29 protein-coding genes and 1 pseudogene are annotated in these 25,410 nt (G+C 43.5%); 10 read left to right on the forward strand and 20 right to left on the reverse strand.

Features of this window, described 5'->3' with window-relative positions:
- Positions 1-91: 91 nt before the first annotated feature.
- From ABE021_RS00675 to ABE021_RS00755, 17 genes are all read right to left on the reverse strand, one after another.
- Positions 92-919, reverse strand: a complete 828-nt coding sequence (locus tag ABE021_RS00675) for an urease accessory protein UreD (protein ID WP_430286237.1) — start codon at positions 917-919, stop codon at positions 92-94.
- A complete protein-coding gene (gene ureG, locus ABE021_RS00680) occupies positions 912-1,532 on the reverse strand; it encodes an urease accessory protein UreG (protein WP_430286238.1) in 621 nt (206 codons plus the stop codon). The genes ABE021_RS00675 and ureG overlap by 8 nt, the downstream gene beginning before the upstream one ends.
- A 99-nt stretch (positions 1,533-1,631) precedes the next feature.
- Positions 1,632-2,318 carry an urease accessory protein UreF gene (locus ABE021_RS00685; protein WP_430286239.1) on the reverse strand — a complete coding sequence of 229 codons (687 nt, stop codon included), beginning with the start codon at positions 2,316-2,318 and terminating at the stop codon, positions 1,632-1,634.
- Positions 2,311-2,769, reverse strand: a complete 459-nt coding sequence (gene ureE / locus ABE021_RS00690; RefSeq protein WP_430286240.1) for an urease accessory protein UreE — start codon at positions 2,767-2,769, stop codon at positions 2,311-2,313. The genes ABE021_RS00685 and ureE overlap by 8 nt, the downstream gene beginning before the upstream one ends.
- A 12-nt stretch (positions 2,770-2,781) precedes the next feature.
- Positions 2,782-4,494, reverse strand: a complete 1,713-nt coding sequence (gene ureC, locus ABE021_RS00695; protein ID WP_430286241.1) for an urease subunit alpha — start codon at positions 4,492-4,494, stop codon at positions 2,782-2,784.
- Positions 4,491-4,814: an urease subunit beta gene (locus ABE021_RS00700; RefSeq protein WP_430286242.1), complete on the reverse strand. Its 324-nt coding sequence runs from the start codon at positions 4,812-4,814 to the stop codon at positions 4,491-4,493. Before ABE021_RS00700 ends, ureC begins: the two co-directional genes overlap by 4 nt.
- Positions 4,815-4,873: 59 nt before the next feature.
- The gene (locus ABE021_RS00705) at positions 4,874-5,176 is read right to left on the reverse strand and encodes an urease subunit gamma (protein WP_430286243.1); all 303 of its coding nucleotides are present in this window, start codon (positions 5,174-5,176) and stop codon (positions 4,874-4,876) included.
- A 700-nt stretch (positions 5,177-5,876) separates the two neighbouring features.
- Positions 5,877-6,332: a hypothetical protein gene (locus tag ABE021_RS00710; RefSeq protein WP_430286244.1), complete on the reverse strand. Its 456-nt coding sequence runs from the start codon at positions 6,330-6,332 to the stop codon at positions 5,877-5,879.
- A gap of 125 nt (positions 6,333-6,457) precedes the next feature.
- Complete coding sequence (locus ABE021_RS00715) at positions 6,458-7,555, reverse strand: acyltransferase (RefSeq protein WP_430286245.1); 1,098 nt, start codon at positions 7,553-7,555, stop codon at positions 6,458-6,460.
- A gap of 585 nt (positions 7,556-8,140) precedes the next feature.
- Complete coding sequence (locus ABE021_RS00720; protein ID WP_430286293.1) at positions 8,141-8,857, reverse strand: 3-ketoacyl-ACP reductase; 717 nt, start codon at positions 8,855-8,857, stop codon at positions 8,141-8,143.
- Between the two features lie 153 nt (positions 8,858-9,010).
- On the reverse strand, positions 9,011-10,528 hold the full coding sequence (opuFB, locus tag ABE021_RS00725; protein WP_430286246.1) for an osmoprotectant update ABC transporter permease/substrate-binding subunit OpuFB: 1,518 nt from the start codon (positions 10,526-10,528) through the stop codon (positions 9,011-9,013).
- Complete coding sequence (locus tag ABE021_RS00730) at positions 10,525-11,475, reverse strand: ABC transporter ATP-binding protein (protein ID WP_430286247.1); 951 nt, start codon at positions 11,473-11,475, stop codon at positions 10,525-10,527. Before ABE021_RS00730 ends, opuFB begins: the two co-directional genes overlap by 4 nt.
- A gap of 139 nt (positions 11,476-11,614) precedes the next feature.
- A complete protein-coding gene (locus ABE021_RS00735; protein ID WP_430286248.1) occupies positions 11,615-12,979 on the reverse strand; it encodes an alanine/glycine:cation symporter family protein in 1,365 nt (454 codons plus the stop codon).
- A gap of 573 nt (positions 12,980-13,552) precedes the next feature.
- The gene (locus ABE021_RS00740; protein WP_430286249.1) at positions 13,553-14,746 is read right to left on the reverse strand and encodes an alanyl-tRNA editing protein; all 1,194 of its coding nucleotides are present in this window, start codon (positions 14,744-14,746) and stop codon (positions 13,553-13,555) included.
- A gap of 86 nt (positions 14,747-14,832) precedes the next feature.
- Positions 14,833-15,741 carry an EamA family transporter gene (locus ABE021_RS00745; RefSeq protein WP_430286250.1) on the reverse strand — a complete coding sequence of 303 codons (909 nt, stop codon included), beginning with the start codon at positions 15,739-15,741 and terminating at the stop codon, positions 14,833-14,835.
- A gap of 138 nt (positions 15,742-15,879) precedes the next feature.
- A complete protein-coding gene (locus tag ABE021_RS00750) occupies positions 15,880-16,122 on the reverse strand; it encodes a hypothetical protein (RefSeq protein ID WP_430286251.1) in 243 nt (80 codons plus the stop codon).
- A gap of 20 nt (positions 16,123-16,142) precedes the next feature.
- A complete protein-coding gene (locus ABE021_RS00755; RefSeq protein ID WP_430286252.1) occupies positions 16,143-16,448 on the reverse strand; it encodes a DUF3243 family protein in 306 nt (101 codons plus the stop codon).
- A gap of 153 nt (positions 16,449-16,601) precedes the next feature.
- Between ABE021_RS00755 and ABE021_RS00760 the strand changes: the two genes are divergently transcribed.
- Entirely contained in the window at positions 16,602-17,105 is a 504-nt protein-coding gene (locus tag ABE021_RS00760) for a general stress protein (protein WP_430286253.1), read from the forward strand.
- 186 nt (positions 17,106-17,291) lie between these two features.
- Here the strand turns inward: ABE021_RS00760 and ABE021_RS00765 are convergent, their stop codons facing one another.
- Entirely contained in the window at positions 17,292-17,471 is a 180-nt protein-coding gene (locus tag ABE021_RS00765; protein WP_430286254.1) for a CsbD family protein, read from the reverse strand.
- Between the two features lie 228 nt (positions 17,472-17,699).
- On the opposite strand from ABE021_RS00765, the gene ABE021_RS00770 reads away from it, so the two are divergent.
- Both ABE021_RS00770 and ABE021_RS00775 read left to right on the forward strand, forming a co-directional pair.
- Positions 17,700-18,107: a hypothetical protein gene (locus ABE021_RS00770; RefSeq protein WP_430286255.1), complete on the forward strand. Its 408-nt coding sequence runs from the start codon at positions 17,700-17,702 to the stop codon at positions 18,105-18,107.
- Positions 18,108-18,508: 401 nt separating this feature from the next.
- Positions 18,509-19,010: pseudogene (locus ABE021_RS00775) on the forward strand (transposase); the annotation flags it as partial.
- Between the two features lie 36 nt (positions 19,011-19,046).
- On the opposite strand, the gene ABE021_RS00780 reads toward ABE021_RS00775, so the two are convergent.
- Positions 19,047-19,169: a hypothetical protein gene (locus tag ABE021_RS00780; RefSeq protein ID WP_263618293.1), complete on the reverse strand. Its 123-nt coding sequence runs from the start codon at positions 19,167-19,169 to the stop codon at positions 19,047-19,049.
- A 176-nt stretch (positions 19,170-19,345) separates the two neighbouring features.
- Between ABE021_RS00780 and ABE021_RS00785 the strand changes: the two genes are divergently transcribed.
- From ABE021_RS00785 to ABE021_RS00815, 7 genes are all read left to right on the forward strand, one after another.
- Positions 19,346-19,537, forward strand: a complete 192-nt coding sequence (locus ABE021_RS00785) for a VTC domain-containing protein (RefSeq protein WP_430286256.1) — start codon at positions 19,346-19,348, stop codon at positions 19,535-19,537.
- A 239-nt stretch (positions 19,538-19,776) separates the two neighbouring features.
- Positions 19,777-20,001: a VTC domain-containing protein gene (locus tag ABE021_RS00790; protein WP_430286257.1), complete on the forward strand. Its 225-nt coding sequence runs from the start codon at positions 19,777-19,779 to the stop codon at positions 19,999-20,001.
- A gap of 36 nt (positions 20,002-20,037) precedes the next feature.
- The gene (locus tag ABE021_RS00795; RefSeq protein WP_430286258.1) at positions 20,038-20,358 is read left to right on the forward strand and encodes a hypothetical protein; all 321 of its coding nucleotides are present in this window, start codon (positions 20,038-20,040) and stop codon (positions 20,356-20,358) included.
- A gap of 137 nt (positions 20,359-20,495) precedes the next feature.
- Positions 20,496-21,575 (forward strand): AI-2E family transporter, encoded by a 1,080-nt coding sequence (locus ABE021_RS00800; protein WP_430286259.1) that lies wholly within the window; start codon positions 20,496-20,498, stop codon positions 21,573-21,575.
- Between the two features lie 186 nt (positions 21,576-21,761).
- Entirely contained in the window at positions 21,762-22,490 is a 729-nt protein-coding gene (locus ABE021_RS00805; protein ID WP_430286294.1) for an ABC transporter permease, read from the forward strand.
- Positions 22,491-22,494: 4 nt separating this feature from the next.
- Positions 22,495-23,268, forward strand: coding sequence for an ABC transporter ATP-binding protein (locus ABE021_RS00810; RefSeq protein ID WP_430286260.1), 774 nt, complete (start codon positions 22,495-22,497; stop codon positions 23,266-23,268).
- Positions 23,269-23,283: 15 nt separating this feature from the next.
- Positions 23,284-24,384 carry an ABC transporter substrate-binding protein gene (locus tag ABE021_RS00815; protein ID WP_430286261.1) on the forward strand — a complete coding sequence of 367 codons (1,101 nt, stop codon included), beginning with the start codon at positions 23,284-23,286 and terminating at the stop codon, positions 24,382-24,384.
- A 52-nt stretch (positions 24,385-24,436) separates the two neighbouring features.
- Here the strand turns inward: ABE021_RS00815 and ABE021_RS00820 are convergent, their stop codons facing one another.
- Complete coding sequence (locus tag ABE021_RS00820; protein WP_430286262.1) at positions 24,437-25,402, reverse strand: DMT family transporter; 966 nt, start codon at positions 25,400-25,402, stop codon at positions 24,437-24,439.
- Positions 25,403-25,410: the final 8 nt, after the last annotated feature.

Consider the following 25,410-nt stretch of genomic DNA (forward strand, 5'->3'; position numbering starts at 1 on the left):
ACCTAAATGAGTGCTGCTTAACATAAATAACGCAGAAAAAAATACAACTCCCAGCAGAGTGCCGGGAGGTTTTTTTGAGAATCCAGTTGATTTAATATTTTCGCAGGGGACTGGGCTCAGTGCCGAACCATTCTTTGTTGACTAAGTGATGGCAATCTTTAAAGATGTTCTCAATCACTTGCGTTTTGTTTGCCATTACCCGGATTGACAGTCCAGCTTTCGTTAACTGGGAAATGCCCGCCTTGAAATCTCCGCATTGTCCGTTAATAACCTCAAATAACTTTTCTTCCAATTCAGCATCGGACTGCTCACCGACAATTAAAAATGAGCCCAGATGTGTGTATCCTTCCATCAATCCGATTCTATCCATCGATTTTCCATCAGGATTCAAGTGGATATGATCAAAAACAATGAGTTCGTTCTCTAGAAAGACTTCTGTTTTCAATCGTAGTGAATCATAGCTGAATGCTTCTCCATCAGGTGACCATCCAGGCGTTAGAATATCTGTATACAATAGAGACGCACCTTTATCCAATCGGAAGACCGTTTTTTGATAATAGCTAGCTCCTTTGTATGCAATCAAGGGGTCAGGTAAATATTGGAGGTGACTTCCTCCTTGCAGAACAATTTCGGCTTCCTGATATGCGTGCTTATTCGGTGTTCGATATACTTTTGTAGCAGATTGGGTCGTCAACGTAACCATTGCCTGCTCACCAACTGTTACACGCATCCGGTACGTATCGCCATCCAAATACCCACCACCAGGGTTCAATAAATAATAACAAGGCTGATTGGAACCGTTGTGATAAACAGGACGCATCACTTTAAAGGCCCCTTGAAAAAACAGGTTTTTAGTAATAGTTTTTCCGGATTGACTTTTCTGAGTGTCAAGTTCCAGAACACCAGTCCAATCAGACATTTTTCTCCAGACCTTTGAGAAGTGCGTGGTGATTGATCCAATCGAGAACATCTTTGAGTCCATCTTCGCTCTTAAGATTGGTAAAGAAAAAAGGCTTATTTTTGCGGAATATCTTTGTATCGGATGCCATCACGTTCAAATCTGCGCCGACTAAAGGTGCCAAATCGGTTTTGTTGATGACGAATAAGTCGGATTTTATCATCCCTTGTCCACCTTTTCGAGGGATTTTTTCCCCTTGGGCGACATCGATGATATAAATTGAGAAGTCCACCAATTCAGGACTGAAGGTGGCTGCTAAGTTATCCCCGCCGCTTTCAACGAAAATAAGTTCCACTTCAGGGTGTCTTTCTTGTAATTCTTCTATCGCAGATACATTCATTGAAATATCTTCACGAATTGCCGTATGCGGACAGCCGCCTGTTTCTACTCCAATAATGCGGTCTTCAGGTAAAATACCGTTCTGTACTAAAAACTTTGCGTCTTCTTTTGTATAGATGTCATTCGTGATGACCGCCATGTTAATCTCATTATTTAAATGTCTAGTGATCTTCTCGATGAGCATCGTTTTACCTGCACCTACAGGCCCACCTACACCAATTTTTATAACTTCCATCTAACAACACATCCTTTTGAAAAAGTAAAATCTTCTTTGTCCGATAAATAACAATCAACAAGTACGTAATAGTTCACGTCGTATAGAGACTTGCAATTCTTAGGAAGAAAAAATACGTACATGAACACGCTCGTGCTGCATCTGTGCTAATTCGATACCAGGGGAGACGATACCCAGGTCATCCTCTTCTAAATGATTAATCTTTTCGACGGTTGCAATCAGATTATTTTGCAGTGAATAGATAATTTGCTGTCCCGCTGTTTGTCCAAGGGGGATAGCGCGTACTGCATTTTGTACTAAGTTGATGATCGACGTATACATGTAATACAAAACAGTCGTATCACGATCCACTTTAAGGAAGTGTCCCGCAATCGTGAAGACTATAGCAGGATGACCGAAGGCAACGTTTTTCTTAATACGTTCTTGATATACGTTTAGCATAGGGGCTTCATAGAGTTTCGCAGCCATTTTAAGCATTTGCACACCTATGCGATGAGTCCCTTCCCGTGTCTCTCTAGCCAGACACTGGATTGTAAGGAGTCTATCCAGTTCCCATATCTTGTCATAGTCCCCGGAGCTTAGCGCATCATATACGATTCTCGCTGCCAGACCATCCGAGTAAGTGAGTTGTTCTTCCAAGTACACGTGCAGCCAATCGGAAAACGTTTCAGCATCGTGGACAAGATCCTCCTGAATGTAGCTCTCCAATCCGAATGAATGACTGAATGCTCCCGTTGGAAAGTTTGAATCACAAAGCTGGAACAGGGATAACGTTCGATTAGTCATCGTGGCTGTGTCCGATATGGCGGAAAGCTTGCTTTACTTTTCTTTCTTCACGTAAGTAAGGAATCGCCAATTCATTTAATAAGTCTTCTACAAGATAGTCGTATTGAACAAGCATTTCTTCTCCTTCAAACTGTGCGGGAAGATGACGGTTGCCTAGTTGGTGTGCGATTTTACCCATCTCATAGATGCTGCGTGGCTGAATAATCAGCAAATCATCTGACAGCACATCGATGATGATCATATTCTTCTCATCCATAAAGAGTACATCGCCAGCTAGCAAGTCTTTGGGCTCTTTCAAGCGGATGCCGATCTCACGTCCATGGTCTGTAGTAATTCGCATGACACGTTTTACTAAGTGATCGCTTTCCAAATATACCTTTTCTTTATGCCGTTTCTTCAATTCATCTTGTGACAATTGGTCTATATTGGTCACTACTTTTTCTATGATCATCAATTATTCACCTCAAAATAAGAAATAGCGTTGTCCCATAGGAACTTTATCCACGGGGTCACATGTAATTTTTTCACCATTGATACGTACTTCATATGTCTGCGGATCCACTTCGATATGAGGAGTCTCCGAATTCAATTTCATGTCTTTTTTTGTAAGGTCACGTATACCTCGGACAGGACGGATCATTTTTTCCAGACCGAGTCGTTCATGTACTTTATCGTCATAGGCTGCTTGGGAAATAAAAGTCATTGAACTTTTCGCTAATGTTTTACCAAGTGAAGCATAAGAAGGTCGATAGATCATTGGTTGAGGGGTTGGAATCGATGCATTAGCATCGCCCATTAAACTGTTGACGGTCAGACCGTTCTTAAGAATCATTTCTGGCTTGGCACCAAAAAATTTAGGATCCCATAAAACTAAATCTGCCATTTTCCCAACCTCAATTGAGCCGACATACTCGGAAATACCATGTGTAATGGCAGGATTGATCGTGAATTTTGCGATATATCTTTTCACACGATTGTTATCCGAGTAGTCGAAATCACCTTTCATGATGCCAAGCTGTTTTTTCATTTTGTCTGCAGTTTGCCACGTGCGTAATCCTACTTCACCTATTCGTCCCATTGCTTGTGCGTCTGAGCTCGTCATACTGAACACGCCCATGTCTTGCAATACATCTTCTGCAGCAATGGTTTCACTCCGGATACGAGAATCTGCGAAGGCGATGTCTTCTGGAACAGAGGGATTTAAATGGTGGCAAACCATCAGCATATCGAGATGCTCGTCAATCGTGTTTACGGTATAAGGCATCGTTGGGTTTGTAGAAGAGGGGAGTACGTTCAACATCCCCGCGGATTTGATCAAATCCGGAGCATGACCACCACCAGCTCCTTCTGTATGATACATGTGGATCACGCGATCTTTTACCGCACGCATTGTATCTTCCATGAAGCCACCCTCGTTCAGTGTATCTGCATGAAGGGCTACTTGAACATCAAATTTGTCAGCGACGGTTAGTGAGTAATCTAATGAGGAAGAAGTCGCGCCCCAATCTTCGTGTACTTTCAGACCGATAGCACCCGCACGGACTTGTTCCGCTAATGGTTCTTCAGCCGCAGCATGTCCTTTGGAGGTCAGACCTACATTGATAGGTAGCCCCTCTACAGCTTGTAGCATCGTGTGTATGTTGTATGGACCAGGTGTTACGGTAGTAGCACGGGAACCAGCCCCTGGACCCACTCCGCCGCCAATGAGTGTTGTAGTACCAGCGGTAAGAGCGACATTCACTTGCTCTGGATTAATAAAGTGAACATGTGTATCAATGCCGCCAGCAGTGAGGATTTTCCCTTCACCAGCAATTACTTCAGTAGATGCTCCAATCACTATATCGACATTATCCATAATCAGCGGGTTTCCAGCTTTACCAATGCCGAAGATTTTCCCATCACGAATAGCAACATCCGCCTTATAAATACCTGTGTAGTCGAGGACAATGACACTGGTTATGATGACATCAGGAACGCCGTCGCCGCGAGTGACGAGAGGATGCTGTCCCATCCCATCACGTATGACTTTTCCTCCTCCGAAAACGATTTCTTCTCCGTATGTCGTGAAGTCCTTTTCGATTCTTATAAACAGATCCGTATCTGCGAGCCTAATGGAGTCTCCAGTCGTTGGACCGTACATTTGTGCGTATTGCTCCCTTGACATTTTAAATGTCATGTTAATTCCTCGCTTTCTAAAGGACCGTCTACTAGATTGTTGAATCCATATACTTTGCGTTCGCCAGCATAATCGATTAGTTCAATTTCTTTCTGATCACCAGGTTCAAAACGTACAGCAGCGCCAGCTGGAACGTTCAAGCGTTTACCATAAGCTTTTTCTCGGTCAAATTTCAAAGCGGGATTCACTTCATAAAAGTGGAAATGGGAACCGATTTGGACCGGTCGGTCACCTGTATTGAGAACAGAGACTTGAATGCTTTCTCTACCAGCGTTACAGATGATGGGGTCGTCTTTTAAAATATATTCTCCAGGAATCACTTTTCCATCCATCCTTTCCATTCACAAAACGTGTTGAATGTGTGTATTTCTAGTGGGTATTATCGAATCGGATCATGTACCGTTACAAGCTTTGTCCCATCTGGGAACGTGACCTCAACTTGGATATCATCAATCATTTCCGGTATTCCTTCCATAACATCGTCCCGTGTCAAAATAGTTGCTCCGAAAGACATCAATTCAGCAACGGATTTGCCGTCCCGAGCACCTTCCATAATTTCGTTGGTGATGTAAGCCATTGCTTCAGGATGATTCAGTTTTAAACCCCGCTCCTTTCTTCGTCTAGCCACATCAGCGGCGACGACAATTAGAAGCTTATCGATTTCACGTGGTAATAATTGCATGATTCTGTCATCCTCCTTATAGATAAAGCTTTCTACTCCTAGAATGTCAATATACCTTCTGCTTTATTCAATACAATGGGAAATGTGTAAAATAAATAATAGATTAATTGAATTTCAACGAATTTTAATAAACCTTCAGAGTAAGAAGGTTGAGAAATATTCATCAATTCGCAATATTCATAAGTAAGGCGGCTAGTGCTTATTCAGTTATAGGTTTATGTTTCAATTGTGCGTCGTGATTCCAACAGGTTGTTGACAGAGCAGGGGGCCCCAAAACGACGAAAGAAGTTACGGTATTATTAGCATGCATCGTGTAGGATGGATGATGCTGGTGTTATAATGGGGCGGTCGAAAGTTTGCGGTCGCTTGGAGTAGGGTTTTCATTAGTCACTCGTTGCAGCATAGGACGGATTGCTCAAACGAAGCCTTTTCCGGATTGGATTTCAAGTTAACCCAATATTATGCAATGGACTACGAAATGTTGAAACAGCAGTTAGGTTTGACCGTTCTAGACTAGTTTAAATATTATGAGCGAAAAAGCAAGTCTAACAACTTACTTTTTTATAATTCTTCCTAACTGGTTAGTGGGCTCGTCATATTGTAGGAAGTTGTTTGAAATTTTTATTTTCCTTTACAACTAATAGCATGAAAGGATACACTCCCTCATTTTTGAAAAGTAGAGGGAGATTGAATTTTCATATTAGTTTACGTCTATGAATACAGCTTTCATAACGGGTATATCGCGGTCATCCTTATTGGTATAGCTGCCATATATGGTAACCACGGTTCCATTTGGAATTTCCGTGCGTTCATTTAAACGAATATCGTCTATCCATAAAATCTCTTCAGAGGAATCGGTGACATCGTTCTTTAATCCATATCGCCCCTCTTCAGCAGCAAAGACAGTACCTTTGAAAGTGACTTTTGTGTTAGGTGGTACGCTTCCCTTTAAGACGTCTTCGTACTCGACTTCAGTAGAGTCCCCTTTTAAACCTTCCTCTAACCCCACCTGGTCTTCTGCTGTTTTAGAACCCGCTTGCTCTTGTGATTCGGCAGCAGATTTTTTATCGGAATCTGAAGTGTTCTCGGATTTGTCCCCATTGTTGCATGCAGCGAGCATTAGACTTGCTGCTAATAATATGAATGCTTTTTTCATTTTCATCGCCTCCCTTATTAATGATAATCAATTCTGTGTAAAAAGAAAACTGGAGAATGATATCGATTCAAAAAAACCTGTGAAGGGTATACCTTCACAGGAGTTGAGTTACTGAGTGTACATCGCTAATCTTTGATCTGCCAGAATAACTTCGCATTCTTCGGTAATTTTCCGAAGATGAAACTTGCAAAAGGTACGAAACGATGGAAGAACCAGATGATGAGATAGCACAGAATAACTGTAATCGTATACTGTAAAAAGATTGTAATATGCCAGGAGATTGGTGTGCCGCGTGTAGGCAAGTATTTCATCACTTGGAACAGCACGAGTGGGTGCATCAAGTAGAAGCCGAACGAATAATATGCAATGCTGCGCATCCGATGGACGGATTTCTGACTCGACCAACGCACTAAATACTCTGCAAAGTAGAAGAAGAACAAACTGCCGATAACTTTGAACAAAATCCCGATCATCTTGTAATAATCATCGTCAATTGGCAATCGCTCAAAATACGTATTGCGATAGCGGATGAACACATAGGTCAATCCGAGAAGGAGACCGCTGATTCCGGCAATCGTCATCTTCTTTTTCGTCATTTTTTCGATTATGGTCTCGTAATGGACCCCGATCCAGGCACCAAGCATATATGAACCGATGAAGCTGAACATGAGAGGCACTGTGACATAGTCGGTGTGGATTGAAAACTGGAAATAGGCATATTCTGCAAGAATCCCGAAGAGCCACAAGTACTTTCGGAATGTAGAGAATCTGCGGACCAAAATCATCAGCAAGGGGAACACTAAATAAAACTGGACAACGATGAATATGAAATAGAGTTGGTATTTGCTCTCCCCAAACAGGATTCGGTGTAGAACGTCCGATAATACAAGGGGTCGGTCCTGATAATGCCACATCTCCACTTCGTAAATGAGTGACCAGACAATGTAGGGAATGAGAATATACGTCACACGTTTTTTCCAATAAGTGAGCAGTACATCTTTTGTAAAGGGACGATCGCGATACATATAAAAGAATACAATCCCCATAATCATGACGAACATTCCGCCTTCAACCCGAACAATATTATTCAGAAAAAAATAAAATGTGTTCTGAATTGACGGTGCTGGAAACAGATGTCGGTATTGAGCTGTTGTATGGACTAGCACAACAAATAGCATTGCAAAAAATCGCACATAATAGATGGAAGCGATTTCTTTTTTCATCGAAATTCATTCCTTTTCCAGCTTATATTATGGATCACCTGACAGTATACCTTAAGAATAGAACGAATTGCAAAGTAATCCAAATTACAGGAATGGTATTTGGTATGCGAAATCGTGCTTGATGGTTTCCGTCCACTAAAGTAATAAATAAACCAAACTCATGCAAAAAAAATAGGGAGGCAATGTGCCGGTCGAATTCAGCATGAGCCACCTATTGAACGAGGATTCCAGCCAAGTGAATACTGGCTAGTGAAATAGTTATAGCGGGACCTGATGTTCACTTTTCAATTGGCAAGTTCACCAATCGGGAGTATTTTATTATCCCAGATAGTCCATGATTCACACACTAAAAGAAAGGGGATTCAGAGGTTTTGAGATGAAAGTCGCAGGAAACGCAAGCGACTTTCATGACTGAAGGGTGCAGAGTGAAAATTTGTCGTTGTCATCAGTTTTGAATACTGGAATGCTGGATGATGATAATAAAGAATTGGATCCAGGAGATGGTAATTAGGCTCACCTAAAGACAATAGGGAAGTGGGGAAAATGTTGAAAAAAGGACCCGAAACGGGTCCTTTTTAACATTGATTATGGATTTGTAGACCAAAGTCCAGCAGATTTCAATAATACGCGCGGGTGAAGTTTCAACTGTGCGACCATGACGTCTGCTAAGTCTTCCGGCTGCATGACTTTTTCCGGATTACCATCAGTCAATTTCTCGTCAAATGCCAAATCCGTTGCAACAGTGCTTGGCGTAAGCGCACTGACCCGGATATTGTGTTTACGAACTTCGAGCATAAGTGATTCAGTAAGCCCAAGGACACCGAATTTAGATGCGCTATAGGCGCTTGTAACTGGAGCTCCTTTTTGACCGGCAGTGGAGGCGATGTTAATGATGTCTCCGGACTGCCTTTCAATCATTTCAGGCAACACAGCTCTTGTCGTATAGTAAACGCCCATCAAGTTGACATCGATAATATTTTTAAATTCTTCCGGAGACAATTCCAGGAATTTCCCGAACTTCCCGATACCTGCGTTATTCACAAGGATATCAATCGGTCCAAGTTCTGATTTAACATGCTGAACGGCCGCTGTTATGGATTCCGGATCGGATACATCCGCCGAGGCAATCGCAACGTTCACGTTGTATTGACGCAACTCTTCTGCTACTTTTTCCAAATTCGCTACGGTCTTTCCGATTAGTCCGACATGGATACCTTCTTTTGCAAATGCGATTGCCGTAGCACGTCCGATACCTCGGCCGGCACCAGTGATGATGGCATTTTTACCTGTTATGGGTTGCATGGATTTGCTCCTTTTCATCTGTATTTCTGACTCCTGAAGTATAGCAAAAGAGAAGGCTGCATACTAAGAAAATGTCTTGGTTTTGATCTCGTCATACCGTTAAGGACAACGAGTATGAGTAAAGAAAGTGACTGTAGGGGAAAGATGTTTTCTTCACTCCAATAATCCAGCGTTTGTAAGAAACTCCCGTGCCACATCCTCAGGATTTTCCCCACCGGAGTTTACTCGGAAGTTCATATCCCGCATTTCATCATCCGTCACTTTACCCGAGAGCTTGTTCAAAACATCTTCCAGCTCGGGATACTTCTCGAGCGTTTTTTTCAACAAGAGAGGGGCCCCTTGATACGGTGGAAATAGTTCCTGATCGTCTTCCAGTACTGTCATTTCATACTCCTTCAATTCACTATCCGTTGAATAGGCATCCATTAAGTTGATGTCACCCGTTTCAATCGCCTGATATCTCAATTTGGGTTCCATTGTTTTCACAGAAGGGAACTCCAGACCATAAAGCTTTTGAATTCCTTTATAGCCATCTTCTCGGTCATTGAATTCAAGAGTGAATCCGGCTTTCACATTCGTTTCGACTGAAGCCAAGTCTGAAATGGTTTTCACACCCGTCTGTTCTTCAAACTGCTTGGAAATCGCCAATGTATACGTATTGTTATACGACATCGGTGGAAGCAATGTCATGCCGAATTGTTCGTCAAGGCCATCACGCGCTTGTACATAAACTTCCTTGCGATCATTGCTGACAGCTTCTTCTTTCAGGAATTCTGCAAGTGCCGTCCCTGTAAATTCGGGATACATGTCAATACTGCCTGATTTAAGTGCATTGAATACGAACGAAGTTTTCCCAAGACCAGGTTTGAGCTCTACAGTCAGATCAGTCTCTTCTTCGATAAGGAGTTTGTACATATTAATGAGGATTTCCGGTTCCGCACCTAATTTCGCACCGAGCACTAATTGCTTATTCGAACGGCCTGATAAAAATGGCAGTACAATGACAAGCAAGGCAACAATGAAAAATACGATAAGAGCGGTAGCAGCCCGTTTGAATGAAAGACCCTCGAACTTCTTAAGCAAAAAGTCGAATGCGAGTGCTAGAAGTGCTGCAGGAATAGCACCCATTACAATAAGGGAAGGATTATTACGGTCAATTCCAAGAAGGATCAGATCACCTAATCCCCCTGCCCCAATGAGTGCAGCAAGCGTAGCGGTCCCGACAATAAGCACCATCGATGTACGGATACCGGCCATAATGACAGGCATCGCCAGTGGAAGTTCCACTTTGACCAAGCGTTTCCACGTCGTCATCCCCATTGCAGTGGCGGCTTCTATCAATGACGGATCGACTTCTTTGATTCCCGTATAGGTATTGCGAAGAATCGGCAACAACGCATATGCAACGAGCGCGATAATGGCGGGTACTTTCCCGATACCGAGCAGCGGGATGAGCAATCCGAGCAAAGCGAGGGAAGGGATGGTCTGCAGCACGGCACTTGCACCGATCACGCTTTCTGCAATCCTTCTTTTGTTTGTTAGATAAATTCCAAGTGGAATGGATAGTAAAACTGCAAAAACGAGTGCAATTAAGGAGATTTGTATATGCTCTAATAGCGCACCCGCAAGTTCTCCTTTTCGATCTTGGAACACTTCAAAGAAATGGCTCATACCGTCGCCGTCCTTTCTTTCTCTTGTGCAGCTAAAAAGGCGAGCAGTGTTCCACGGGATAACGAGCCGACAATGACGTCATTGTCTTCGACAACCACCGCATCGGCGAGCAATAGCGCATCCAGCACACTACTCCATCCAGCGTCGATTGCTAACGACGGAGCCCCGGGTGTAGGGATCCCGGACGCAGGTGTCATGTGATCCCGGATGACAAACGGTTGAGTGCCGCCACTTCCGATAAATTCTTGTACAAACGGTGTAGCGGGGGCTGCTGTAATCTCTTCTGGTGTCCCAAGCTGTTCGATTTTGCCTTCCTTCATAATACAGATGCGATCTCCTAGCTTCATCGCTTCTTGAATGTCGTGAGTTACAAATACAATCGTTTTTCTAATCGTCCTCTGTAAATGCAGTAAGTCTTCTTGCAGCTTCAATCTGCTGATCGGATCCAATGCACTGAACGGTTCATCCATCAAAACGATATCGGGATCTGCAGCAAGCGCTCGTACAACTCCGATTCTCTGTTGCTGACCACCGGATAATTCACTCGGTTTACGTCCTCTGTATGTATCGGGGTCCAATCCAGCCATATTCAGCAATTCAGTCACACGCTTGTGGATACGTTCTTTTTTCCATTGTTTCAGTTCAGGAACAATCGAGATGTTCTCTTCGATTGTCATATGAGGAAACAAAGCGATCTGCTGCAGGACATACCCGATTTGCCATCGGAGTTCGTGAATGGCATAGTCACTGATCTTTTTATCATGGATACGAATGGTGCCGTCTGACAATGGGATAAGACGATTGATCATTTTTAATGTCGTGGTTTTCCCGCAGCCACTTGGTCCGATCAGCACAAAAAATTCTCCTTCTGCAATTTCGAAATTCACTGATTCTACTACGTTCGTTTTTCCATCGTAGGACTTAGATACATCTTTAAACTGGATCATCGGCACCGCTCCTTATTTTCCACAAACTCTTTTACTCTCTATTGGATAGAAATTGCTCTATACACCTATATCCTTAAATTAAGAAAAAAAACCTCCGCCGTACAGATAGTTGTACGACTGGAGGGAAGAATCTATGCTATTATTTCTTTCTTTCAATCGGATAGAGGTTCGTAAAGTAATCATTCGTCACTTCACGCACTTTCCCACTCAAGAACAATACAGCAATAACGTTCGGTACGACAACGATTGCGAGCAGCAAATCAAGGAATTTCCAGACGAATTGGAGTCCGCCAATTGCCCCGATGATAATGGCGATAATGTAGACGAAGCGCATCACTTTTGAAAATCCAGTGCCGAATAGGAACTCCGCCTGCTTTTCTCCGTAATAGACGATGACAACAACAGTTGTGATGACGAAAAGGAAAAGGACGACCGAAATGATGATGCCGCCAATGGTTGCACCAAAAACTGTGCTGTACGCTTCTGTCACCATGGAGGAGGCGTTGTTTGCGTCAATGACTTTCCATACACCTGTAGTCAATACTACCATCGCCGTCATGGTACAGACGATGAGCGTATCTACAATGACTTCGAATACTCCCCAAAATCCTTGCTTCGCAGGATGATTATTCACTGCGGCAGCGTGTGCAATCGGTGCGGTACCGATTCCTGCTTCGTTTGAGTAAAGTCCGCGTGCCAGTCCCCAGCGGATGGCTGCTGCAACACCAGCTCCTGCAAATCCGCCTGTCGCAGATAGCGGTTGAAAGGCATATGTAAAAATGAGTCCGAATGCGGCCGGTACTTCTGTGATATTGAAAGCAATTACAATAAGTGCGCTGACAATATAGACGACAACCATGGAAGGAATAAGTCGTTCTGTCACACGTCCAATTGCTTTAATTCCTCCGAAGGAGACAAGTGCTACTAAAAGTGCAACGAGAATTCCAGTAATGTATGGTGGTAACCCGAACGAACTTTCAATAGTGGTTGCGATGGAATTGGACTGAACCATTGTACTGGCAATAATTTCGATCATCAATGCAAATGCGAAAAGATAGGCAACCTTTTTCCAGCCAAGACCTTTTTTAATATAATACATAGGACCGCCAACGTAATCTCCTGCTTCGTTCTTTTCACGATACTTGATACCTAGGACGACTTCGGAATACTTCGTGCCAATCCCGATAAGTGCCACAAGCCACATCCAAAAAATTGCGCCTGGACCTCCAAGGGCAATCGCAACAGGAACCCCGACAATGTTAGCAGCGCCCATCGTAGAAGCGAGTGCTGACGTTGTTGCCTGAAACGGCGTTAGTGTCCCGTCTCCAGAGCCTTTCGACATGATTTTTCCGAAAGTCTGCCGAAGAATGTGCGGCATGTACCTGAATTGAAAGAAACCGAGACGGATGGTTAGAAAAAGTCCTCCGCCAATCAGCAGTACGATAATTGGCACACCCCATAAGAAATTTGAAATGACTTCGACCCATTCTGTAAACGTATTCAACTAATCCATCCCCTTTGATTGTTTGAAATCGTGCGTGGAAGTTGCCGGTCGTACATGCTGAACAGATTGTGAATTATGAATTCCCAATCTGTTTAAATACTATACTAGTGAAATAATAAAAGAGTTGTCAATCATTTATGTATAACAGAATATACTGTCTATTGAGTCGGGTAATGAAAATAATACTATTGAAAAAATCAAGCAGAAGATCGAATTTCGGGAATTCCTAGGAATATGTGTCATTGGGTTTCTAGTGGAAATCATGTAACGCTGAACTGTATCGGCGATATCGGAAAAGTATTGATAATATGCCGATTGTAGACCCGGGAGCGCTTTCTAATCAGGGAGTCATTAGAAGTAACTTCCTTTACCCTCGTAAAAGCCTATCTCGAGTTTGTTAACCACGGAGAAGATCGGGGAGATTTGAGACCGACCAATCAATTTGGTGACAAAAGGACATCGTTTTGAAATCAAAGCCGGCCCAATCGCTGGATAGTAGTCATAGGTAGGAAAAGTAAATAAGACCCCTCGCAAATAAATCGAAAGCGGGGGGTCTTTCATGGATGTTGTAAATTATGCGTGAACCGGAATAGAGCGCTCGAGTAACTCGGATAGATCTTCGGCACTCATGGTTCGAGCACCGCCTCCTTGTACTGATGACGCAGAGCCTCCGCCTTTTCCTTCTATTGCAGGGAGGGCGATGGAAGAAACCGTACGCATATCCTGCACAAGTGAATTCGTTCGCGAAACTACGAATTGCAACTTCTCGCCATCATCCGATACAAGCACAACAACTGCCTTCTCGCGAAGAGCAAGTGTTTTACGTGAAAGTTTTTGCAGCTCTTGCATGGAACGGTTTGTATAGGTTTGTCGGATGACGATAGTTTTACGTTCAGCAAGGGAGGCCGCTTCAAAGGCAAGCAACTGTTCGTTCGCGGCTTCTAGCTGCTTTTCCAGCATATGTTGCGCCTCCAGCAGTTTTTGTGTAGCTGCCGCCGCTTGTCCTAATGGGGCACTCAGTAGTCGTGCAACATCTGTAAGTTCGTCATGAACTGTCCCCAGCTGATCTAGGACTCTTCCGCCGCATACAAAATGGATGCGTGTAAGCTTTTTCTGCTTCTCAGTGGCGAGAATTTTCAATGAACCTATTTGTCCTGTAGTACTAGGGTGTGTACCTCCACAGCCATTTGTATCGAAGTCCGGAATGATGACGAGACGAATTTCTTCACCGACACTGACTTGTTTACGCAGTGCATAGGAGGACAGTTCTTCTTGTGTTACCCATTTCTGCTCAATCGGACGATTTTCCAGAATGATGGAGTTAGCGAGTGATTCGGCTGCATGTAATTCGTCAGCCGAGACATGCTCAGTCCCGAGGTCGATGGTCACAAGTTCGCGGCCAAGGTGAAAACTGACGGTAGGATAGTTGAAAAGCTCAACGAAAGCAGCCGTTAAAATATGTTGACCTGTATGTTGCTGCATATGATCGAATCTACGTGTCCAGTCGATTTCCCCTGTAATCATTCCGCCGATGGTAAGGGGACTTTCTAAATAGTGGCGAATCTCTCCATCCACTTCTTCCACATCCACAACTGCAATATCTGCAATATGTCCCGTGTCATGGGGTTGGCCGCCGCCTGTTGGGTAAAAAATAGTGTTTTCCAATACGGCATACGGTCTTGCTTGTTCATCGATGGCATGCTGCAACACTGTGGTCGTGAAACTGATGCGATAAGGATCTTGATAATATAAACGATTTTGTAACATCCAAAAACTCCTCTCGGGCGTGTCTCTTGATCTCTATATTCATTGTACGAGGTTGCTGTCCTATATGCAAAAACGTCTGGACTGCATTAGAGCAGTTCAGACGTTTTGTTTGGAGGACGTTTAAGTCGCCTTTGAGCGAGAGACGGTAACGTCATCCCGATTAATATAATGACGATCCCGATGATTTGTATAAATGTAATATGCTCTCCGACCAATACCACAGAGGCTGTCATAGCGACCGGAAGTTCCATGGCACTCAGAATCGAAGTCATGGCGGTTCCCACTTTTGGAACTGCAATGGAAAAAAGATAGATGGGAATGATAATCCCGAATAAGCCAAGAATCACTCCATATAATAACAGACTGGATGTGAACAATTGTCCCGTCCAAACGATTTCAGGCGATTGGAAAAAGAGGACTACAATCGCAGCGAAAAATGAAGTGTATAGCAGGCGGGTAGTCGTATCCATTCCTTCAATAGCTTTCTGGTTTGCCATCACAAATGAGGCGAAACTAGTTGCAGAAGCCAGCCCGAACGCCCAGCCTTGCCAAGGAATCCCGCTTAAGTCGACATTTAAGATACCTGCTGCAAATATCGTCCCTGAGAAGAGAAAAACGAGGGATATCAATTCAACCCTCTTCGGTAAACGTCGGCTGGCGATACAGTCAAACAACATGCCGATCCACGTAAATTGAAAAAGCATGACGACTGCCAATGAGGCAGGCATATACTCGATTGTTTTTCCGTACACGATGCCTGTTAATGCGGTGAATAGTCCTGCAAGTATAAGTGTCCAGCCTCCGCCGAAGCGGGGGCGTTTGTGTTGAATGATAAGGAAAAGTAGTACAGCAATCAGAAAACCGATGAAATACTGACTAGTAACAGCTTGAGAAGCTGAATAACCATCTTTAATAGCTAATTTGACAATAGATGAGAGAATGCCATAACTGCTTGAAGCAACGATTACGAGTAGCGGATATATCCAGAATTTCATAAAGCATTTCCTCCTAAGCTAACTAGTATATCACGCTGTTTACCATTTTGATATATGAGAAGTCAGACCTCTTAGTATTTCCCGGGAAATGAACACAGAAAAGACACCCTCAAATTGAGAGGGTGTCTTTTCTGATCATTACTGTCCGCTATACTTTGCTTCACTTGATGACTGATCCTTTGATTTACGATGGTTTTCTTGCTTTTCTTCTTCCCATTCCATTCGAGTGTCTTCAACTGGTACAGCATCAACTGTTTGCATGTCTTCATGCATATCGAAAAGGGATTCTTTGTCAGTTTTAACGGCATCAGGGTTGTCCAAGTAGGGCTGGATAACCTCTTTTCGATCTTCAGATGTGAAAGATTTCTTTTTGTTATCCATGAATACTCCTCCTTCTGGAGTTACTCCGCTTTGACGAGTTTCAGCAAAAGGCTGGACAGTGCTTTTTGCTCTTCCTTATCTCCGACTTTCCAAAGTTCTTGAAGTACGTATTGTTCACGGTTTTGAGGTTCTTCGTGTTTTGCCAGATAACCTGCAACGTATTCAGTTGCTTTTGTCAGCTGTTCATCACTGAGTCCTAACTTTTCACCCTTGTTCACTTTGTCTGAGAGATAATCTTTAAACAATGTAAAGTTCTTTAGGATGTCTTCTTTCTTTTCACTGTCCATTTTATTCAATTCGCCTTCAACTTTACCTTTAACGTCCATAGGAAGCATTCACTCCTTCTATTTGATACTAACAGTATTGACTAATCGACAAAAAATAAACCTTACAAAATAAGTGTTTCTAAAAATGCTGAAATGGGGAATACATATTACACATGAAATCAGCAATTGTGTGAGGAAGGGAGTGAACGAATCATGAAGCAAAAAAGGTATGTGGGGACGTTTCATTCAATTGATAATGTGCTGATTAAAATCATTGAACTCAAATCATTCGGCTACGCAAAAGACGAAATTTTAGCTGTGTCAAATTTAGAGGATAATGATCGAATGCTGGAAGACCAAACGGATATTGTATTGGCCACCAGAGAGCAGGATGGTTTTCTTGGACGTATGAAATCCTTCTTTACAAATGACCAGCCGGCAAAAGATACATTTGAGCAGCTTGGTTTTAATGACCAGCAAACGCAGGATTTTCACAATGAAGTCAAAGAGGGTGGAGTTGCTTTGTTTGTGTTAGATGATCCGGAAATACCTACTCATCCAGATCCATCAAGCGGGAGTAATAAAATTGAGGTTCCTAAATCCGACAGCTCTGGCGGGATTTCAACTAGTGGCGTCCCGCTTGAAAATGCAGGGGAAGATGCGGAAGTTGAAGAGAATGCGGGCAGATATCCTCGAATCGGTACAAATAATCTTTAATAGTGAAAACCGACTCAAGACGAGTCGGTTTTTGTATGTACGAATACTTTAGTGGGACAACCCGAATACATAGTGTGTAGAGGTTAGCAGTAGTTCAACTTGGATAACTGGCATTCTCATCATTCCATGAAAAAGAGTTGCTTGAACATCAGTTTTACCTGATGTTCAAGCAACTCTTTTCTTCATTTAATGGCGATTGTCTTTCATTTCTCCAACTTTTTCTTGTACATCGCCTTTCATCTTATCCAGCTTACCTTCGGCTTGTTTTTTAGTATCGCCAGTCGCATTACCGTATTGGTCTTTTGCTTCGCCCTTGGTTTTGTTGACTGCACCTTTTACTTTGTCTGAAAAACCGTGATCTGCCATTTCTAAAAACCTCCTAAAGTTGTATGTAGATATTTTATACCCCTGCCTTCGATAGGTTAAACACCAAATGGATTCGGGTATAGATATAACCAACTAAAAACTCCTTGAAGAATGCGTCTTCACTCTTAAGGGAAAATAGGTCGAAGCAAGCTGTTGAAAACTTATAAGTATTTGTATACTTATAGATATATATTTTAAAACTTTTACGAACTTTTCGGAGGTGATGAGATGATTCGCAAAGGGAGATTCGCACGTTGGAACGGAAAAGAATACGAAATCAGTTCTCGAAACAAACAAATTTACTTAGCTACGACAAATACAGATGAGCTGAAAAACGGCTTTTCACTTATAGGCGGCTCTACGACTTCACTGCTTCGAGCTGTGGAACTGAAAGAATTAGAAGATGCTTATGAAATCGTGCCCTACGCAACGCTGGGGGGGCATCGATTTGTAATTGAAGGAATCGATTCTCAAACTGGCATGGTAAAGCTTGTGACCAATAATGCTTTTGCCGTGAAAAAGTTGGAATTGCAACCATACGGTAGTGATGAATATATGATAGAACTGCCTTTTCAAAGTATCGTTGTTGAAGAAGATCGCATTCCGATACTTGGCTTTGAAAATCGATTCGTCTAAATAACGCGCCCCTATTTATAGGGGGTCGCGTTCAGACTGTAGACAAAAGGGTTGGAAATCGAAATGATTTCCAACCCTTTTGTTTTTTGAGCGTATAAATCCGCAACTGGTCAAGAGCCGTTGACCTCCGTTCCGGGCGGACGCTTTCCAGGGGGCTTGCCCTCAGCCAATCGAACGACGAAGAGTTCGATTGGCCGTATTTTAGCGAACTATGCTGAAATTAAGGCAGCACTCATCTCCCTCACTTTGCTCAGTCCAGGGTCTTCGAAAACACGTGCTCCTAACGCTTCGCTTTTACTCGCAAAAGCTGTTCTTCGTCACAGCTTTCGCTGATCCCTACGGAGTCGCCGCTCTCCGCTACAATCAACAGAATCTCCCAACTATCAAATGAGGTGATGGAAATGATGACGAAGAATCAAGTTAATGAACGGGAACAGATGGAAATGCTTACGAGTGAACAGTTAGTTCCACAAGACCATTTGGTTCGTAAATTAGATGCAGCAATTGATTTTTCTTTCATTTATCCATTGGTTGAAGATCTATATTCATTATTTGGGAGACCCAGCATAGATCCAGTTGTACTCATTAAAATGACATTCAATCAATATACCTTTGGTATTCGGTCGATGAGTTAGACTCTCAAAGAAATTGAAACCAATATGGCTTATCGCTGGTTTCTTGGATTCGGTTTTCACACAGAGGTTCCGCATTTCTCTACGTTCGGAAAAAACTACGACCGCCGTTTTGCAGATACAGATCTAGTAGAACAGATCTTTTATCGAGTACTAAAGGAAGTCGCAGATCGTGGGGCTACTTAGCTCGGAACATGTTTTTATCGATTCGACACACGTGAAAACAAATGTTAACAATCTGGATAGCGAACACAAAAAAGCAACCAGGGATATCCCCCAGCTGCCTATAGCGAATCTAGAGCAGAGCTTACTTTGAAGAACTGCCTCCTGCAAATGAGTCAAGTTGATTCATCATCTTATTCCTGGAATCTTCGTTGCGCATTAAGTATGCCACTCCAAGACCGATAGCCACCAGTGCCGTCTTTTTCATAATGAAACACTCCTTCCCATAAACATTCGATTCTCCTATAGCCTGCCCACAATCGTGGGAAATATACAAATAATTCGTGTTCTCATCATTTTCTAATGAATCCTTCATGGTGTTCACATTTCAGACTTGGAAAGTTGGATTGACATAGGGAAAACAATTGAAAGTGAGGGACTCACATGGCAATCGAGATATTTAGCAGAAAAGAACAAAGATATTTGATTACACGCCGGAAGTACGAAGAATTGGTGGACCGTATTGGAACTGGAATGCCGAATGATAAAAATGGGACAGACGGAAGATATTCCATTACTAGCTTATACTTCGACAGTCCGGAAAATCCATTTATTTTGAAACGAAAAACAAATTGAAGTATCGTCAAAAACTGCGTTTGCGTGTGTACGACGAAGCGGATTTGAACAGCACTGCTTTTTTGAAGTGAAACAAAAACACAAAAATATAGTCAACAAACGCCGGTTGCTCTTGCCGTTTCGATAGGCGTACCGCTATCTGGAAGGTTCAGTCAAGGAGGATTTGTCTGATATTGAAACTTTCAATAGGCAAGTCATGAAGGAAATCGATTACTTCAGAAAGCTTTATAACTTAAGAAATGGTTGTAAGTTATCATCGCCACGTTCTGCATGGTGTGACAGATCCTGAGCTGCGGATTACGTTCGATTTCGATTTGAAGTGTCGAAAAGGTGACTTGCATATCGAGAACGGTTCATATGGTCATCATTTCATCGACGAAGAACTTGTCGTTTTAGAAGTCAAAGTGGACCACGCCGTACCACTTTGGCTTGCACGCATCTTGCAAGACTTGAACTGCGAGTAACGCAGTGCATCTAAGTTTTGTACGAGTACTGAATTGTTGGATGGAAAAGTATTGCCGCAACCAGGATATTCAGAACCGAAAGAATTAGAACAACCGACAATTGGAGGAATGGAAGATGGATCAGATCACGAGCTTATTTCATCTAATGGATTTGAAGGTGCGCCAACTATTTGGATGAGTCTGGCGGCAATGGCATTGGCATTCGTTCTTAGTTTACTCATTACGAAAGTGTACCAAATCACGTTTACTGGGGAACGCTATTCACAAGCATTTGTCCACACGATTATTATGATGAGCGTCGTGAGCGGCAATACCAACTTGAAAGTATCTCTTTCTTACTTGGAAATGCGTGACTAACTATACGTCATTCTTTCTGGTCATTCCTCCTCTATAGGAATGGCCATTTTGTTTTTTCCTGAGTTCGACACGAGGCACGGAAACTCGTATACTAATAACAACTAAATGATTTGGAAATCATGAAAGGAGATTGTGTTTTGACGAAGAAACTGTGGTTTCAATCAGGTGTCGCCATCTTGCTGGCACTATTGATTATTAAATTTTTTTTAGAAATCAATTACATCTTTTCGCCGATTGGTATTATTGCCAAAGCGATCATCCTTCCACTTGTTCTGGGTGGTGTGCTGTATTACATGACGGAGCCGATTCAACGTTTTCTTGAAAAGCGGAAAGTGCCAAGATGGGGAAGTATTCTGATCATCTTCGTCATCTTGATTGGCGGGGTTTATGCGTTTTCAGCAGTTGTCGGGCCTCCCATTGCACACCAGGTGAACACGTTGGTCGACAATGGACCTAAACTTGCGAAGGAGTTTAACCATGTAGTAGATGTGGCACTCGAACAGAAGAAAGATCTTCCCCCAAAACTTGAGGAATCTCTGAACAGTGCAGCGGATAAAATTCAGTCGTATGCCCTGAAATTCGGTGGGTGGATTGTGACATTTTTGCAATCGTTCTTCCAAGCGCTCATCTTGCTTGTTCTTGTACCTTTCTTCTTCGTCTTCATGTTGAAGGATCATGAGAAATTTGCGCCTAAAATATACAACTACTTCAGCGGGAAACGTCGGGAGTGGGTCAAGAAAACCCTTCATGATATTGATCACGTGCTACGCAGCTACATTCAAGGTCAATTTCTAATAAGTGCTATTCTAGCAACGATCATATTGATTGGTTATTGGATCATTGGTCTGCAATATGCGTTGCTCATAGCCATTTTCACACTATTTATGAACTTGATTCCATTTATTGGACCGTGGATTGCCGTGATGCCTGCGATTTTGATCGCATTTACACAAGATCCGAAATTAGTCATTTGGGTTGCAGTGATTACTTTAATCGCCAATCAGGTGGACAGTAACTTCATCACCCCGAACGTTATGGGGAAATCTCTCGACATTCACCCACTAACCGTCATTACACTGCTGCTTGCAGCTGGTAATATTGCAGGATTTGTCGGAATCATAGTAGCTGTACCTGTGTATGGTGTGGCTAAAGTGATCGTTACCAATATTTACGCAGCAAGAAAAGACATACAGAAAACAGCTACGAAGACCGTGTGAAAAAACCTCCGCATCTAAATTTGATGCGGAGGTTTTTTGTGTAATTGCCCACCCAGCCTAGTAGGCCGGTGCATAGATTGAGGTGAGGTGGTGAAAGTGACTCAATCAGGTAAAATTGTGCAAGATCCTGTGCGTGTGGAACGAGCCGAATGGAAACGTCAACAAACGAAAGCCCGTCTGCAACAGATGCTCACGATTGTCTCTCCAGTCTTTTTACTCGTACTATGGGAAGTCCTATCCCGAACCGGTATCATGGATATCCGTTTCTTCCCACCGCCGACTGCCATCTTGCAAACGTTCTGGGAATTGCTGGTTAGCGGAGCGATCGCTGAACATGTCGGTGTCTCTCTTTATCGAATTGCGCTAGGGTTTCTAGCAGGTGTGATTCCGGGAATCATTATTGGTCTGATGATGGGGCTATTCACGCCCATCCGGCACTTTGTTTCGCCGCTCGTAATGGCGCTCATGCCTATTCCAACACTTGCGTTGCTCCCGATTATCATCATTCTATTCGGTATTGGAGATCTGTCGAAAGTGATCACAATTGCAGGAAGTGTGTTCTTCCCCGTAGTCATCAATACAGCTGCGGGTGTCCTGAATATCGACAGAATCTACCTGGATGTCGCTAACAACTACGGGGCGAGTAAGTCTCAATTCTTTTTCAAGATCGCATTGCCTGGAGCACTGCCAGTCATGCTGGAAGGAATTCAGATGGGGCAGGCGATTGCGCTATTAACCATAGTGGCAGCGGAAATGATGGGTGCAACTTCTGGTATAGGCTATCTGATATGGACTTCTTACAAAGCATTTTTACTCCAAAATATGTTTGTCGGGTTGATTATGATTTCGTTCTTTGGTTATTTGTTCTCGTTGCTGTTGAGGGGCCTTCAGAAAAAACTGCTGCCGTGGAGGTGAACAGATGACCCCTAAAATTGAAATTGAAGAGTTGACGAAAGTGTTCGTGAAGAAAACGGGAAGTGTAACAGCGTTACAAAATATTTCGCTCACGATCGAAGATGGTGAATTTGTCTGTCTGGTCGGTCCGAGTGGTTGCGGTAAAACAACACTGCTGCGCATTTTGGCAGGACTTGAAAAACATAGCGCAGGGAATTTCAAGATCAATGCTGAGCAGTCGAAGCGACCGTTGCAATCCATGGTGTTTCAAGAAAAGGGGATTCTACCTTGGATGACAGTGAAAGACAACGTCGCATTCGGTCTCGCGATGCGGAAAGCACCGAAAGACATGATTGCAAAACAAACCGCTTATTATTTGGAGAAAACCGGACTCACACAATTTGCGAGTCTGTATCCAAGTGAACTGTCGGGAGGCATGAAACAACGTGTCAGCATTGCCCGTGCATTTGCAAATGATCCAGAGATTCTGTTGATGGATGAACCTTTTGCAGCATTGGATGAACAGAATAAATTCATCCTTCAAGAAGAATTACTGAGTATATGGTCAGAAACGAAAAAAACGGTGCTGTTCATCACTCATAGTATCGACGAAGCTCTCATGCTCAGCGATCGGATTTTGCTCATGAGTGCTCAGCCGGGGCAAATCATTCAAGAAGTCAGGATTGACCAGCCGCGTCCGCGGAAGATTGAAGAGATCAGGAAAGATCCGGAACTGGCAGCGCAGTTTGTCGACATCTGGCAGCATCTGCAAAAAGAAGTACAGAAATCGAGAACATGACGAAAGGGGAAGCGTGTGAAACAGTGGACGAAAGTAGGTTGGTTTGCAGTTGTACTCAGTGTGGCTACTGTACTTGGCGGATGCTCAGAAAAAGAGCCAGCGAAGCCTGTACCCGTTACAAAACCTAACGATGGAGCTGAAACAGGTCAGCTGGGTCCGCTTGAAAAACGGACGAAAGTTGTCATCGCGGAAGATGGGGCGGCGTCCGGAGCTGGATTTTACATTGCGAAAGAACGTGGTTATTTCGATGATTACAACATTGACGTGGAGTTTACCGACTTTGCGAATAGTGATGATATGCTTCCTGCCCTTGCAGCTGGGGAAGTCTCAATCGCTGGCGGAGTTTCCACCGCTTCTTTCTTCAACGCAATCGCACAAGGGATTGACGTGCGGATCATTGCGGATAAAGGCCACAACATGCCAGGAGAATCCTATTTTTCTTTCGTCATCGGCAATCACATGAAAGACGTCATCAAAGACTATCCGGATTTTAAAGGGAAGAAAATCGGAGTTTCATCCCGCAATTCCATTGACGGATACATCTACGAGGAAATGCTGAAGCATGCGGGTCTCACAGAGGATGACGTTGAGTATGTCCACATCGCGGATTTCGGAGCAATGCTCGGTGCGATTGACTCCGGAACAATCGACGCAGCGCTTAATATTGAGCCGTTGATTGCGCAGGGAATCGACAAAGGATTCCACGTACGTTTCGGAGATGCAACAGACTATGCTCCCGAATCACAGATTGCAATGGTTCTCGCTTCCCCGCAGTTCATGGAAGACGAAGAGCTGTCCATTCGCTTCATGGCCGCTTATTTACAAGGGGTCCGCGACTATAACGATGCATTTTTCGCAGAGGTAGACAAGGAAGCGATCATCAAAATCATGGTGAAGCATACAGCGCTGAAAGACCCGGAATTATGGGAAAAGGTCTTTGTAACGGGTCTCGATCCGGATGGCAAAATGTTCGTGGAGGACATTAAAAAACAATATGATATGTATAAAGCGAATGGTGCGATTATTGGAGATATCGATTTCGATAAAGCGATCGATACATCCTTGGCAGAAGAGGCAGTGGAATTACTTGGAGAATATGAGGCGGCTTCGAAGTGATCATAGAGACTGTCCGAAACGTCAGGTTGTCTGACGTTCGGGCAGTATTTTTTTATGGGATTTCTTGTAATGGCCTTTTTGCAGCAACAGCTGTTTGCCAACTGTGCAGGGCCATGCCGATAATAATGACTGCCACCCCACCTAATGAAAGTGGACCAGGGAGCATCAGGTTGAGGAGAATCATTTCACCGGCCATTGCAAATATGAGTTCCAAAGACTGTGTCGCTTCAACTGCAGCAAGCCGTCCCTGGTCATGTTGGACAAGATCGGTTGCCATGAAAAACAAGGTCGTCGCTATGACACCTGAGCTTACTCCGACGACAAACGACTGACCAAGCTGGCTCCAAGAAGGAAGTCCAACGGTCGTCCAAGCATAGATGGCAAGTGCAGTCCAAATGGGCAACGTCATCAGTGTCATGGCAAGCACCCGCTGGAACGTGTCCAGGGAACCGCCCAGCAACTCCATCATTTTACGATTTCCAAGGGGATAGGCAATGGCTGCAACAACAACAGGCAGCGTCCCGAATGCCAGTGCTTTTCCTGTGACCGACTGCGCATGGGGGATTTGAATCAAGACCACTCCCACAAGAATGACTAGCGAAATCATAAGAGAGGGTAAGGGAAGCCGTTGTCTGACACGGTGTGCTCCGGTAGTCGTTTTTATAGTAATGAAAAAAAGAGGGGCGAGCAGGACTCCCGCAACAATCGTCAGTTGCCAAGTTCCCGCAAGGAGCCAGCCCGGGGCATATGCTGCTGAAAAAGTCAAAGGACCATAAAATAACACGAACGCGACAACACTCCATGCAAAAAAAGGCCACGGTTTGGCAGTCATTTCACGCTTGACTGCCCCGAGCCCTTTTCGTGCACCAACAATTGCAAACAAAAATGGAACCATGAAGAAATAGCGGAGTGACGCACTCCACATCCAGCTGCCGCCTGATAACTCCATTGAGCGGTTCAGAACAAATGTAACCGCAAAAAATAAAGCGGCTAGTACGCCAAGCCAGATTCCCTTCATGGTTACGT

It is taken from the genome of Sporosarcina gallistercoris (assembly GCF_050459885.1).
Lineage (GTDB): Bacteria > Bacillota > Bacilli > Bacillales_A > Planococcaceae > Sporosarcina > Sporosarcina gallistercoris_A.

Coding starts and splice junctions, on each gene's coding strand:
- ABE021_RS00675 (WP_430286237.1), bottom strand. CDS start 919: ATGTCTGATTGGACTGGTGTTCTGGAACTTGACACTCAGAAAAGTCAA.
- ureG (WP_430286238.1), bottom strand. CDS start 1,532: ATGGAAGTTATAAAAATTGGTGTAGGTGGGCCTGTAGGTGCAGGTAAA.
- ABE021_RS00685 (WP_430286239.1), bottom strand. CDS start 2,318: ATGACTAATCGAACGTTATCCCTGTTCCAGCTTTGTGATTCAAACTTT.
- ureE (WP_430286240.1), bottom strand. CDS start 2,769: ATGATCATAGAAAAAGTAGTGACCAATATAGACCAATTGTCACAAGAT.
- ureC (WP_430286241.1), bottom strand. CDS start 4,494: ATGACATTTAAAATGTCAAGGGAGCAATACGCACAAATGTACGGTCCA.
- ABE021_RS00705 (WP_430286243.1), bottom strand. CDS start 5,176: ATGCAATTATTACCACGTGAAATCGATAAGCTTCTAATTGTCGTCGCC.
- ABE021_RS00710 (WP_430286244.1), bottom strand. CDS start 6,332: ATGAAAAAAGCATTCATATTATTAGCAGCAAGTCTAATGCTCGCTGCA.
- ABE021_RS00715 (WP_430286245.1), bottom strand. CDS start 7,555: ATGAAAAAAGAAATCGCTTCCATCTATTATGTGCGATTTTTTGCAATG.
- ABE021_RS00720 (WP_430286293.1), bottom strand. CDS start 8,857: ATGCAACCCATAACAGGTAAAAATGCCATCATCACTGGTGCCGGCCGA.
- opuFB (WP_430286246.1), bottom strand. CDS start 10,528: ATGAGCCATTTCTTTGAAGTGTTCCAAGATCGAAAAGGAGAACTTGCG.
- ABE021_RS00730 (WP_430286247.1), bottom strand. CDS start 11,475: ATGATCCAGTTTAAAGATGTATCTAAGTCCTACGATGGAAAAACGAAC.
- ABE021_RS00740 (WP_430286249.1), bottom strand. CDS start 14,746: ATGTTACAAAATCGTTTATATTATCAAGATCCTTATCGCATCAGTTTC.
- ABE021_RS00745 (WP_430286250.1), bottom strand. CDS start 15,741: ATGAAATTCTGGATATATCCGCTACTCGTAATCGTTGCTTCAAGCAGT.
- ABE021_RS00750 (WP_430286251.1), bottom strand. CDS start 16,122: ATGGATAACAAAAAGAAATCTTTCACATCTGAAGATCGAAAAGAGGTT.
- ABE021_RS00755 (WP_430286252.1), bottom strand. CDS start 16,448: ATGGACGTTAAAGGTAAAGTTGAAGGCGAATTGAATAAAATGGACAGT.
- ABE021_RS00760 (WP_430286253.1), top strand. CDS start 16,602: ATGAAGCAAAAAAGGTATGTGGGGACGTTTCATTCAATTGATAATGTG.
- ABE021_RS00765 (WP_430286254.1), bottom strand. CDS start 17,471: ATGGCAGATCACGGTTTTTCAGACAAAGTAAAAGGTGCAGTCAACAAA.
- ABE021_RS00770 (WP_430286255.1), top strand. CDS start 17,700: ATGATTCGCAAAGGGAGATTCGCACGTTGGAACGGAAAAGAATACGAA.
- ABE021_RS00780 (WP_263618293.1), bottom strand. CDS start 19,169: ATGAAAAAGACGGCACTGGTGGCTATCGGTCTTGGAGTGGCATACTTA.
- ABE021_RS00785 (WP_430286256.1), top strand. CDS start 19,346: ATGGCAATCGAGATATTTAGCAGAAAAGAACAAAGATATTTGATTACA.
- ABE021_RS00790 (WP_430286257.1), top strand. CDS start 19,777: ATGGTTGTAAGTTATCATCGCCACGTTCTGCATGGTGTGACAGATCCT.
- ABE021_RS00805 (WP_430286294.1), top strand. CDS start 21,762: ATGCTCACGATTGTCTCTCCAGTCTTTTTACTCGTACTATGGGAAGTC.
- ABE021_RS00810 (WP_430286260.1), top strand. CDS start 22,495: ATGACCCCTAAAATTGAAATTGAAGAGTTGACGAAAGTGTTCGTGAAG.
- ABE021_RS00820 (WP_430286262.1), bottom strand. CDS start 25,402: ATGAAGGGAATCTGGCTTGGCGTACTAGCCGCTTTATTTTTTGCGGTT.